The 12023-nt window shown below is 67.4% G+C and carries 7 protein-coding genes; 2 read left to right on the top strand and 5 right to left on the bottom strand.

Features of this window, described 5'->3' with window-relative positions; translation table 11 throughout:
- Positions 1 to 188: 188 nt before the first annotated feature.
- Entirely contained in the window at positions 189 to 1160 is a 972-nt protein-coding gene (locus tag LC490_RS14235) for an alpha/beta hydrolase (RefSeq protein WP_031370572.1), read from the bottom strand.
- Between the two features lie 142 nt (positions 1161 to 1302).
- Here LC490_RS14235 and LC490_RS14230 point away from each other — a divergent pair, with 142 nt between their 5' ends.
- Entirely contained in the window at positions 1303 to 2175 is an 873-nt protein-coding gene (locus tag LC490_RS14230) for an AraC family transcriptional regulator (RefSeq protein ID WP_223620577.1), read from the top strand.
- Positions 2176 to 2297: 122 nt separating this feature from the next.
- Here the strand turns inward: LC490_RS14230 and LC490_RS14225 are convergent, their stop codons facing one another.
- Positions 2298 to 4409 carry a S8 family serine peptidase gene (locus LC490_RS14225; protein WP_223620576.1) on the bottom strand — a complete coding sequence of 704 codons (2112 nt, stop codon included), beginning with the start codon at positions 4407 to 4409 and terminating at the stop codon, positions 2298 to 2300.
- Between the two features lie 440 nt (positions 4410 to 4849).
- Positions 4850 to 6949, bottom strand: coding sequence for a S8 family serine peptidase (locus LC490_RS14220; protein ID WP_152566075.1), 2100 nt, complete (start codon positions 6947 to 6949; stop codon positions 4850 to 4852).
- Between the two features lie 302 nt (positions 6950 to 7251).
- Here LC490_RS14220 and LC490_RS14215 point away from each other — a divergent pair, with 302 nt between their 5' ends.
- Entirely contained in the window at positions 7252 to 10191 is a 2940-nt protein-coding gene (locus LC490_RS14215; RefSeq protein ID WP_223620575.1) for a winged helix-turn-helix domain-containing protein, read from the top strand.
- Between the two features lie 410 nt (positions 10192 to 10601).
- On the opposite strand, the gene LC490_RS14210 is transcribed toward LC490_RS14215, so the two are convergent.
- The gene (locus LC490_RS14210; protein ID WP_031370577.1) at positions 10602 to 11093 is read right to left on the bottom strand and encodes a PhzA/PhzB family protein; all 492 of its coding nucleotides are present in this window, start codon (positions 11091 to 11093) and stop codon (positions 10602 to 10604) included.
- Positions 11094 to 11162: 69 nt separating this feature from the next.
- On the bottom strand, positions 11163 to 12017 hold the full coding sequence (locus LC490_RS14205) for a PhzF family phenazine biosynthesis protein (protein ID WP_031370578.1): 855 nt from the start codon (positions 12015 to 12017) through the stop codon (positions 11163 to 11165).
- Positions 12018 to 12023: the final 6 nt, after the last annotated feature.

Genomic DNA, 12023 nt, shown 5'->3' with positions numbered 1-12023 from the left:
CAGCCCGCTTCCACTACCTGGGCTGCATTACGAATGTGACCCAATAGGGAATGCGCCGGGCGCGAAGGCCGGCAACATCACATTCTTCCTCATCGCATCCACGCGATGTCCGTGGATACGACCGCGCTGGACTTACCCCGCATGGCCCAGCGCGCGGCGGGCGTGCGCTCCGCCCGCCGCCGTTCGGTTCAGACCTTCCACAACCGCCGCGCCTCCTCGGCGATGACCTCGGGGAATTCTTCCGGGAAGAACAGCTTCGCCCCGGGCACGCGGCGCACGCCGCGCGAGTTCGGAAACACGCGGTCGAGATACTCGGCGTCGCTCTGGGCGAAGATATCGTCGGCCGCCCCCCAGACCACACGCAGCGGCACCGTGCTGCGCCTGAGCTCGGCTTCGATGCCGGCCAGGGGATTCGGCTCGAAGGCGGCATGGAAGGCGTTGTACTGGGCCCGGCGCAGCGGCGTGCTCAGCAAGGGTGCGATGTAGTACTCGATGGTCTCGTCGGCGAAACCGGCGGGGTCGCGAAACACCGCCGCGCCGAAGGTCGAACGCGCCAGCGACTTGTCGGTCAGCCACTGCGCGGTCATCTCGTCGAGGGTTCCGGCGCGCGCCATCTCGACGATCGGCTTGACCTTGGCCGGCGGGCTGTCGGGTTCGACGTCGCAATTGGTCAACAGCAGGCTGCGTACGCGCCCGGGATGGCGCAACAGGAACAACTGCGCGACCGCGCCACCGCTGTCGCTGGCGACGATGTCGACCGTGCCGATCGCCAGCGAGTCGAGCAAGGACGCCAGCATCTCGGCCTGGGCGTCGGCGGCCAGCGACTGATGCTCGGGAATCTGCGAATACCCCAGCCCCATGAAGTCGGGTGCGAGGCAGCGCCGATACGGCGAAAGCCGGTCGATGGCGCCGCGCCACTGGTAGCCGTTGAGCGGCGCTCCGTGCAGGAACAAGGCCGCCTCGCCGGAACCGCGCTCGACATAGGCGATGCGACCGAAGCCGAGTTCGGCGTAGCGCCTCGCCGCGGCGAACGCGACGACGCCGGTGGCCGGCCTCGCCGCGGCGGCGGCGCGGCGAGTCGATGCCAGCGGCGCGCAGGCCCCGGCCACGCCGGCGGCGACCACGGCTGCGGTCATCGCCATGAACTGTCTACGTTTCATTACAAAGTCTCCGTGCGACGGATGTCGTTGCGCCATGCTGGCGACGCGGCCGCAGGCGCGCGCGCACATACGGCCGACGCGCAGCACGCAGGGATGATTTTCGGCACTGTTGCGCGGCCGAGGCGCGTATGAGCATCCGCCCATGACCGACCGCCCCTCCTGCTATCCCGGCCCTTCGGCCGCGCTGCTCGCCAGTGCCGGCCCCGGCCGCGCGCCGCTGCTCGACGTGCTCAGCAAACCGGTGCCGTCGGGCCTGTTCGATTCCCCGCTGGATACCCGCCACGTGCTATGCCTGCACGAAGGCCATCCTGTGCCGGTGTCCTATCGCGTCCAGGGCCACGAGCGCCAGGGCGTGCGCATCCACGGCCAGTTCTGCGTGGTGCCGGCCGGGTCGAGCACGCGCTGGATCGTGTCGAAGCCGGCGCGTTCGCTGCTGCTTAGGCTGACGCCGTCGTTGCTGCGCGAAAGCGCGGATGCGATGGGTTTGGGTGCCTACGATGCCGACCTCGCGCCGTCGATCCACATCCGCGACCCGCAGGTCGAACGCATCGGCTGGATGATGCAGGCCGAAGACAACGACGCGTATCCGGGCGGCCGCCTGTTCAGCGACAGTCTCGCCTCCGCGCTCGCGGCACGCTTGCTGGCGCTGCAATCGCGCAAGGCGCTGACAGCGGCCAAGCCCGGACGCGCCCTGCCCGCCTGGCGCCTGCGTCACGTGGTCGAGTACATCGAGGCGCACCTCGACGAGGATCTGAGCCTGGCCGAGCTGGCGAGCGTGGCCGGCTTCAGCCTGTCCCACTTCAAGCCGCTGTTCAAACAGGCGGTGGGCATGCCGGTGCACCGCTTCGTGCTCGAGCGGCGCGTCGAGCGCGCACGTACGCTGTTGCTGCAAGGCGGCAAGAGCATGAGCGAGATCGCGCTCGAAGCCGGCTTCGCCCATCCCAGCCACATGGCCCGTTGCATGCGGCGCTTGCTCGGTGTCGGCCCCAGACAGATCGTGGACTCGCTGCACTGAGTGGACGGCGAGTATCACGGGCACACCCTGCAGCCTTGTCCGGAACGCGAATACAAACAAAAACAGCCCCGGCCAAAGCCGGGGCTGTTCGTTTTAACGGGCTGACGATGGCTAAACCTCGATCAGAACCTGATGCTCCAGCTTTCGAGCGTACCGGTGTCGCTGGCGTAATTGTCGCGCACGCGCAGCTTCCAGGTGCCGTTCAAGTCCTCGGTCGACAGATTCAGCGCCTGCGAGAGCCTGACGTCGTCGGCGCTGTCGCTGGTGTTATAGCTCTTCACCAGGTAAGTCGTACCGTCCGGCGCGACCAGGTCGATGCGCAGGTCGCCGCGGTAGCTGTGGTCGATCGCCACCGTCACCGTCGCATTGCTCGGCGCCTTGCCGGCGCGGCCGGCGACCGTGACCGGGCTTTCCAGCGTGGCGACGTCCTTGATCGCGAAGTCGGTGTCGTTGCTGTAGGTCTGCACGCCGGCAGGCGCGGCCACCGTGACCGAAGCGGTCTTGGTGTGGGTAGCCCCGGCGTTGTCGGTAACGGTCAGGCTGACGTTGTAGGTGCCGGCCGCGGCGTAGGTGCGACTGGGATTGGTCGCGGCCGACAGCGCGCTGCCGTCGCCGAAGTTCCAACTGCGCGAGACGATGTTGCCGTCGTTGTCGGTCGAAGCATCGGTGAAGGTCACCGTCAAACCGTTGACCTGGCTGTTGAAATTCGCCACCGGATTGAGATTGCCGCCGGCCGCGCCGCCGATACGGATCGCCTCGACAATGGCCGCGTTGGCGTCGACCAGGCCGGCGCCGCAACCACCCGGGCAAGCGGCCAGAGCAATCGCACGGCTGGAGTCCTTCAAGGCCTGTTCCACCTGCGCCGGGGTCAGCGGGGCGGCGACGGCCGACTGCATCAGCGCCGCGATGCCGGCGACGTGCGGGGCGGCCATCGAGGTGCCGTGATTGAACTTGTAGTCTGCGACGCCCTGCGCTCGCAGACCGGTATTGCCGAGCGACAGAACCCCCTGCTCGAGATGATTGACGTCGCAGTAAGGTTCCCGACCGAGCGCGAGGAAGCGCAAATTCGGGCTGCAGATTTCGCCGCCCGGGGCGGAGACGTCGATGGTTCCGCCGTAGTTCGAGTAGAACGCGCGGTCGCCGTTGCGGTCGGTCGCCGCCACCGCGATCACGCGGTTGCAGTTGGCCGGAGTGAAGCCGGACACGTCGATGTTGCTGTTGCCGGCCGCGACCACGACTGTGGCGCCGGCGTCGGCGGCGCGGTCGATCGCGGCTTGATAGGCCGGGTCGCATTGCGCTGACGGGCCGCCCAGGCTCAGGTTGATGATCTCGGCGGGATTCGGGTTGTCCGGCACGCCATCGACATGCAGGCCCGCGGCCCACATGATTGCATCGGAGATGTCCACGGTGGTGCCGCCGCATCGGCCGAGCACGCGGATCGGGACCACGCGTGCGGCGTGCGCTACGCCGGCCACGCCGGCGGCGTTGTTGGTCGCCGCGCCGATGGTGCCGGCGACGTGACTGCCGTGCCAGCTGGAGTTCTTCGCTTTCGACAGGGCATTGCACTCGCGATCCAGCGCCAGCCAGTCGCCCTCGTCGTTCGGATTATTGTCCCGGCCGTCGTTGTCGCGCGAACGTACCGGGTCGGTGATGAAATCGTAGCCGGGCAACAGGTTGTTGGCGGCACTGAGCTCGGCGTGCGGGGTGATGCCGGTATCGATCACCGCGACCACGGTGCCGGCGCCGCGCGCACGGTCCCAGGCGGTGTTGATGCGCGCGCCGGCGACGCCGGAGTAGTGCCACTGCTCGCCGTAACGGGTGTCGTTCGGCTCCATCGTGTGGTTCCACACGCGGTTGACCTGCACCGACTCGACGTTCGGGTCGGCGGCCAGTTGCCGCATCAGCGTCTCGGCGTCGACCCGGTCGAGCTTGGTTTCGGCGCGCACCAGGTCGGAACCGACCGCCAGGCGTCGCACGTGCTTCATGGCGATCAGCCGGCCGGCGATCTTGGCGCGCACGGCCTCGCGCAGGGAGGACGCCACCTTGGCGGTGTCTCGGCGCTGTAGCGAGCCGTTGCGATACTTGACGATGAAGCCGTCGTAGCCTTGCGGCGCCTGCAGGCCATCCAGATGAACCTGGCCGGCGAAGGCCGGGGCAGCCAAGGCGGACAAGGCCAATACCGTGGCGGCGGCCAGCGCGTTCTTGCGAATGCCGTTGTTCGTTGCAGTGGACATCTGGAACCCCTCTGAGCTAACGGAATATCGAGTCCCGGAGGACTCGCTGATGTCCGGCCTTCGTCGGCGGGCGACGCCATGAGACCGGTGTCTCAGGTGTAGTGGGATCGAGTCCCGCGCGGCTTCTAAGGAGATATCTCTTTTTCCTCATTTGTCGCGCGACGGTGGGTTTGCGCGGATGAATGGCCTTGGGCCGTGCCGTGGACGCGCGCGCAGCGGGCCGCCGCCACGGGCCGGGCGAAGCTTGGGCCGCGTGACGGGGGCTTGCGCGGACAGGAGCCAATCCCCCTGCCCCCCTTTTTCAAAGGGGGGGAATGGCCGAAACCGCAAACAAAACCGAAGCCGAGGCAGGGGCCGGAGCCCATGCCGCCGAAAACAAAACAGCCCCGGCCGGGGCCGGGGCTGTTTCGTCGTTACGGACTATCGGTGAGCTGTATCGATTAGAACTTGATGCTCCAGCTGTCGATCTTGCCGGTGTCGTTGGCGTAGTTGTCGCGTGCGCGCAGTTTCCAGGTGCCGTTCAGAGTCTCGGTCGACAGGTTCAGGGTCACCGTACCGCGGATGTCGTTGGCGCTGTCGCTGGTGTTGTAGTTCTTCAGCAGATAGGTCGAGCCGTCCGGTGCGACCAGGTCGACGCGCACGTCGCCGCGGAAGCTGTGCTCGATCGCCACCGTCACCGTCGCGTTGCTCGGTGCATTGCCGCTGCGACCCGACACCGTGATCGGGCTTTCGGTCGTGTTGAGGTCGGTGATCGCGTAGTCGGCGGTGTTGCTGTAGGTCTGCACGCCGCCGCCCGGCGCGGTCACCGTGACCGAGGCGGTCTTGGTGTGGGTGCCGCCGGCGTTGTCGGTGACGGTCAGGCTGACGTTATAGGTACCGGCCGCCGCATACGCATGGCTGGGGTTGGTGGCGGTCGAAGCCGCAGTGCCGTCGCCGAAGTTCCAGCTGCGCGAGACGATGTTGCCGTCGCTGTCGGTCGAGCTGTCGGTGAAGGTCGCGGTCAGGCCGTTGACGGCGGAGCTGAAGTTCGCCACCGGCTTGACGTTGCCGCCCACCCCGCCCTGCGCCGCCAACACCGCGGCCGCGGCGTCGATCAGGCCGGGACCGCAGCCGCCGGGGCACTTGGCTGCGGTGATCGGGCGAGCGGTCTGGCCGAGGATCGCAAGCACTTGCGCGGTGGTCTTCGGCACCGGTGCCACGGCCTGCATCAGCGCGACCACGCCGGCGACGTGCGGCGTCGCCATCGAGGTGCCCTGCATGAAGCCGTAGCCGTTGCCGTTGACTGTCGACAGGACGCCCTGGTTGTCATGACTCCGGGCGCAGCTGGGCGCTTGCCCCAGCGGCAGGAATTCGGCCAAGGGCGAACAGGTCTCGCCGCCCGGCGCGGTGATGTCGATGCCGGCGCCGTAGCTCGAGTAGAAGGCGCGATTGCCGCCGAGGTCGCTGGCGGCGACGGTCACCACGTTGTTGCAGCTCGCCGGGGTCGCGCCGGAGACGTTGATGTTGCTGTTGCCTGCAGCCGCGACCACGATCGCGCCGGCAGCGGTGGCGCGATCGATCGCGTCCTGGTAGCTCGGGGTCTCGCTGCAGGGTTGGTCTCCGCCGAGCGAAAGGTTGATCACTTCGGCGGGATTCGCATTGGCCGGCACGCCCGGAACCGCGATGCCTGCCGCCCAGAGGATGCCGTCGACGATGTCCGAGGTTGCGCCCAGGCCGTCCTTGCCCATCGAACGAATCGGCACGACCTTCGCGCCATAAGCCACGCCGGCGACGCCGGCGGCGTTGTTGGTCAGCGCGGCGATGGTGCCGGCGACGTGGGTACCATGCTTGATGTTCGAGGAGTCGGTCGCATTGGCGTCGCGGCCGTCGCCGTCGTCGGAACGACCGCAGCCTGCGGTCGCGCCGACCGTGGCGCACTCGGCGGCGCTGTAGCCCACCGCCGAGGTGACCATGTCGTAGCCGGGCAGGATATTGGCGCTCAGATCGGTGTGCGCCAGGATGCCGCTGTCGACCACCGCCACGACCACACCGTTGCCGTTGCTGCTGTCCCAGGCGGCCGCCACGTTGGCGCCGACGGCGCTGTTGGCGTAATGCCATTGCTCGTTGTAGCGGGTATCGTTCGGTTGCATCAGCAACCGCATCGGCAGGTCGGGCTCGATCGAGACCACATTAGGGTCGGCCGCGATCTGGCGCATCAGCGCCTCCGCCTCGATCCGGCCCAGCTTGCGGTCGGCACGGACGACGTCGGCGCCGAGCGCCATACGACGGAAATGCTGAAGGCCGAACTTCTTGCCGCCGGCGCGGCTCGCCTCTATCCGGGCTACGGCCTTGCTCAGCGAGGAACTCAAGGCGGTCGTACTGGTGCGCGGCGCGCTGCCATCGCGATACTTGACGATGAACTGGCCGTACTCGCCCCCCTGCTTGAGGCCTCCCAGGTGCGCCTGCCCGGCGAATGCCGGAGCGGCCAGTGCGGACAGGGCCAACACCGTGGCGGTGGCCAATACGTTCATGCGAATGCCGTTATTCGATACAGTGGACATCTAAAGAATCCCCTCTGAGCTATCGGAATATCGAGTCCTGGGACGGACTCGCTGAATCCGGTCTTCGTCGGTGGCGGACGCTGCGAGACCGGTGTCCCAGGTGTAGTGCGCTCAGATGCCCTTTGACCTCTGACGAGAGATCACTTTTTTCTCATTTGTGCTCTGAAACGGTAGTACTGTCACATTAATAGGGCGGCGCTCCCTCGCGGAGACGCCTGCCCCCAGCGATAGGCATGCGGCAGGATGTTGCGGCCTGGCGATCAACCGCCAGCATCGACTTCGTAAAGCGGCTGAGGCTACCGATGACAGACACGCGCACGCCGCCCTGGCCCCCCGATTCGCGCTATCTGCGAACCGGCGACCTCGTGATCGACCTGCGCTACCGCCGGGTCTGTTGCGGCAGCGTCGAGGTCGAGCTGCCGCAGCGTCTGTTCGACTTGCTGGTGCTGCTGATGGCCGAGCCGCACACCCTGCATGGCCGCGCCGAGCTGTTCGCACGCCTGTGGCCGGGCCTGGTGGTCGAAGACGCCAACCTCTCGCAGAACATGTGGCTGCTGCGCAAGGCGCTCGGCGAACCGCGCAAGGCCTGGATCCGCACGGTGGCTAAGGGCGGTTACGTATTCGAACCTCCCGAACCGGTCGAATGGTTCGCCGAACTGCCGGCGCCGGCCGAACCTGCACCGGCTGTCGCAGCGTCGGCCGATACCGGCGATACCGTCGAATCGGCCGGGGCCCTCGAAGCGCGACTGGCCGAGGAACCGAGCGCACCGGCGACGGCCGCCGCGCTCGAACCTGAACCCACGTCGGAACCGGCAGTACGCCGAAGTACGTCGGCGGTGCCGCGCTGGAAGCGTTGGGCGCGTCCGCTCGCCTGGGCCGCTGCGGTACTGGCCATCGTCGCCATCGCCGGCTCGCTGCTGTGGTTGCGCGATTCCAAGTCGCCCCCCTCGTCGGTTGGCACGCTCCCGTTGACGGTGGCCCTGATCGAAGTGGAAGACCGCGCCAATGCCGCGCGCTGGCCGGTGAAGCTGTTGCGTGAATGGTTGCGTTGGAAACTCGGCAGCCTGCCGGAAGTGACGCTGCTGACCGAGGCCGACCTCGCCGCCGATGGCGAGACGAGCTCGCCGAAGGTGATCTTTCTGTCGTCCGGCGTGGCCAGCGGCGATGCCTCGCAAATACTCATCAGGGCCCGCTTCCACGACGAAGGCCAGGAACAGCGACTTGAAGTCACCGGACCGATCTCGCAGGTGCCGGCGATGGTCGACACGCTGTCGCAGCAGGTGATGGCCAAGCTCGTCCCGGGCCGCGCCGACGGCTGGCCGGCGCTGAACCTGGCTGCGCCGGCCGCGCGCCGCTACGCCGATGCGGTCGAAGCCATCGATCGGCGCGACTGGATCGCCGCGGCGGCGATCTCCAACGAAGTCGTCCGCCAGGCCCCCCGCTTCGGTCTGGCGCGAATGCAGCTGGCGCGCGCGCAATCGCGCCTGGCCCAGGCCACCGCGGCGATCGAGCAGATGCAGATCGCCATCGAGTCGACCAAGCCGGTGCCGGCCGAAGTCGAGGAATCGATGCGCGCCGAAGCCCTGGCGATGGACCCGCGGCGCCATCAGCAGGCACGCGAGGCGTTCGCGAAACTGGTCGCGCGTTATCCCGCGCAGTCGAACTACGCCCTTCAATACGCCCATTTGCTGTCGCAAACCGGCGAGCTGCAGCAGGCCTTGAAGATGCTGTCGGCGCCCGAATGGGAACGCAAGCCGATGGGTACGCGCATCGCCCGTCTGCTGCAGATCAGCGAAATCCACCAGTTGATGGGCGATCCCGAGCGCATGCGCGAATACGCGCGCAGCGCCGAGCGCATCACCCGCGAGGCCGGCGCCGGTTGGGAACTGGAACACGGCAACGCCCTGCTGATGATCGCGGTGGCCGACACCATGCAATATAAGGAGCGCGCCGACGTCGGCCAGTACGAGCAGGCGGCCCAGCGATTGGAAGCGGCCGGCAACCGCACCCGGGCGCTGTTCGCGCGCTTCCTCGCCGAAGCCACCGCCGCGCCGGACGCGGCCTCCGCCGCGCGCATGCAGACCTTGTTGGCCCAGGCCCGCGCAGGCGGCTACCGCCGTCTCGAGATCGATATCCTCGCGCGCGCCGCCGGCCAGCACTACAAGGCGGGCGACTGGCCCGGTTATCGCAAGCTGCTCGAAGAAGCCTTGATGGTCACCCACGATTCCGGCGACGTGCTGATCGGCAACCGGCTCGCGATGGCCCTGCTCGTCGAGGACATCGTCGGCGCCCGCTTCGACAGCGCCGCCGAGCGCTTGCGCCAGTTGCGCAAGGCCGGCTTGCAGGGCCGCTGGGTCGTCGATCTGGCGCATTTCGAAGCGGCGCTGAGCTCGATCCACGGCCGCTACGCCTATGCCGTCGCGGTGCTGGACGGTGCCGAGCGCGAGCTGGCCAAGCTGCCGGACGGCGGCGCTGGCGAATTGCGCGCCCGCATCGCTTGCCTGCGCGCCGAGGCCCGCCTGCCGCTGGGCGATCTGCAAGCCGCGCGCAGCGACTGGTTGCGCTGCGGCGCCTCCGAGCAGCAATCCAACCAGGTCTCGCCCCTGGTCGGCCGTGCCCGCACCGAATGGCTCGGTGGCGACGAGCAAGCCGCGACAGAACTGCTGCGACATGCGCAAACCGAGCTGGCGAAGCTGGGCGATTCGCCCGAGGGCTCGGAAGCGGCGATCGAGATCGCCACGCTGTTGACGCGTACCGGCGCGCTCGCCGAATCCGATCGTCTCTACCAACGCGCCCTGCCCTTGATGCGCACGGCGCAATACCAGTGGTTGGTCGCCAGCGCCGAGACCGGCCTGGCCGAGAACGCCGCCGCACGCGGCGATTGGGCCGCCAGCCGTCGCCTAGTCGCCGATGCACGCAGCAAGATACCCGCCGATGCCTGGCCGTTGACCAGCCGCCTGGACTTGCTCGACATCGTCGCCGCCTTGGCCGGCGACGATAAGCAACGCGCGACGGCCTTGGCCTCGGCGCTGCACGCGAAAGCGCAGCGCAGCGGCGACCGCGTGACCCAGATGGAATTGCACAGCCTGATGCCGCACGGTGTGGTGGCCGCCGATTGCAGCCGCAACCATCGCGACAGCATGACCGCCAGCACCGGCATGCGCGGTGCAGGCCTGCTGTGGTTGAAGCCTAAATCGCAAGTGCTGGCGGCGGAACCGGCGCTAGAAACGCTGTCGCCTTGACCTCCAAAGCCTTCGCCGACAACGGCCAAAACAAATCCCCCGGCGCAGTTGCTCTATCCCGGCCTCGATATACGTGGGCGCCTGCCCCCTTTGTCAAAGGGGGCGAAATAACGTGTGCCTCCAAATCTTGTTCGCACAGTGCAAGGACCCCTGGGCCGCCCCTCCCGTGGGAGAGGGGCGAGCCGGTTCGCTGGAGGCCACGATGCTGCCGTCGCCCCCCATTTGGAAAATTGGGGGATGGGGGGTTGGCTCCTCGCAGCAACGGCCGAAGCAATCCCCCGGTATAACCGCTCTCCCCTTGCCGCCGTTCACGCGGGCGTCTGCCCACTTCTTCAACCCGGTCACGGCGACCGCGATCTTGCATCGTGCTGGGTGTTGCTACGTCGTACGGCGCCCTGGAACGAACAACCTCAAGCCGGAATGCCTTCGCGCTTGATCGCCGGAATCGGAATGCCGAGCGCGCGCATCTGCTGGTAGGGGTTCATGAACTCGCGGTTCTGCTTGATCTTTCCATTCTCCAGCAGGAAGGAATGGATGAAGTGGTTGCTGTAATAGCCCGGCGGATAACCGGGGAACAGGATCTGCCCTTCGCCGTCGCACTCGACCCAGAAACGGTTCGGGTCCTGGGTCTCGAAGATCTGCACGTTCTTCCATTCCCAATCCGGGAAGCACTTCAGCGACCAGGCGCCGTGCGCCTTCAGGCCTTCGTGGCCGCGCGAAACGATGGGCTCGCCGGTGTCGTTGGTCCACAGGCCGCCGCTGCCGTCGGGCGTGAACAACAGATAGCGAGTCAGCCGCGTCTCGCCCTTGCGGCTCATATAGTCCTCGACCACCGCCCGGTGCCTGCGACGCAGATCGTCGTCGCTGCTGGCCTCGGAAGTCTTGAATGCATGTTCAATCATGATGCCGTCCTCTGTGTATGGCATGAGTCGATCGGTACAAACTGCTTGCCGGCCGGATGCCGCCGGGCCTCAGACTTTCCAGCGCGTAAGTTCGCCGCGCGCGACCACGGTCGCGCTGCCGGAGACGCGGATCGGCCCGATCTGCGCCAGCGAACCTTCGACCACCGCGTGCATGACCGAGCGGCGGCCCATCTCGACGCCCTGGCAAATCTCGATCGGCTGGCCGAAACCGAGTTGGCCGTGACGGATCAGGTGCAAGGCCAGCGGCCCCGCCGCCGAACCGGTCGCGGCGTCCTCGGCCACGCCGTAAGCCGGCGAGAACATGCGCATGCGCCATTGCGAGCCCGAGCCGGCGAAGCAGTTCGCGGCCATGTCGGGCAAGGTGGCGAGGATGCGCAGGTCGGGTTTCACCGCCGACAGCGCCGGGATGCTCGGCAAACCCACGAAGACATGGCGCGGCCCGTTGCGGTAGATCTCCACCGGCAAGGTCGACGAGGCCAGGCCGAGGCCTTCGAGCAATACATCGGCGAGTTCGTACGGTTCCCAGGCCGGAATCGGCTGCTGCATGCTCGCAGTGAGGATGCTGCCGTCGTCGCTGCGCTGGAAGGTGAAAGGCACCGTGCCCATCGCGGTTTCCAGGCCGAACCCGGCGGCATCGCATTGCTCGCCGAGCACGATGGCGGTACCGAGCGTCGGGTGGCCGGCGAACGGAAGCTCGTTGACCGGGGTGAAGATGCGCACGTGGAAATCGCCGTCGGCGCCGGGCGGGAACACGAACGTGGTCTCGGAAAGATTCATCTCCCGCGCGATGCGTTGCATGTCCGCCGCTTCCAGGCCGAACGCGTTGGTGAACACCGCGACCGGGTTGCCTTCCAGCGGCCGGTCGGTGAATACATCGGCCACTACATACTTGCCTGCCGTCATGATCAG

Origin of the sequence: Lysobacter sp. ESA13C (assembly GCF_019970005.1) — a bacterium.
In the GTDB taxonomy this organism is placed as follows: Bacteria; Pseudomonadota; Gammaproteobacteria; order Xanthomonadales; family Xanthomonadaceae; genus Lysobacter; species Lysobacter antibioticus_B.
Note: the sequence above shows the minus strand (reverse complement) of the source record. Positions and strands in the feature narration are given on the sequence as shown.

Excerpts from the sequence above, each read along its gene's own strand:
- LC490_RS14225 (WP_223620576.1), bottom strand. The coding sequence starts at position 4,409 with ATGTCCACTGCAACGAACAACGGCATTCGCAAGAACGCGCTGGCCGCC.
- LC490_RS14220 (WP_152566075.1), bottom strand. The coding sequence starts at position 6,949 with ATGTCCACTGTATCGAATAACGGCATTCGCATGAACGTATTGGCCACC.
- LC490_RS14205 (WP_031370578.1), bottom strand. The coding sequence starts at position 12,017 with ATGACGGCAGGCAAGTATGTAGTGGCCGATGTATTCACCGACCGGCCG.
- LC490_RS14235 (WP_031370572.1), bottom strand. The coding sequence starts at position 1,160 with ATGAAACGTAGACAGTTCATGGCGATGACCGCAGCCGTGGTCGCCGCC.
- LC490_RS14210 (WP_031370577.1), bottom strand. The coding sequence starts at position 11,093 with ATGATTGAACATGCATTCAAGACTTCCGAGGCCAGCAGCGACGACGAT.
- LC490_RS14215 (WP_223620575.1), top strand. The coding sequence starts at position 7,252 with ATGACAGACACGCGCACGCCGCCCTGGCCCCCCGATTCGCGCTATCTG.
- LC490_RS14230 (WP_223620577.1), top strand. The coding sequence starts at position 1,303 with ATGACCGACCGCCCCTCCTGCTATCCCGGCCCTTCGGCCGCGCTGCTC.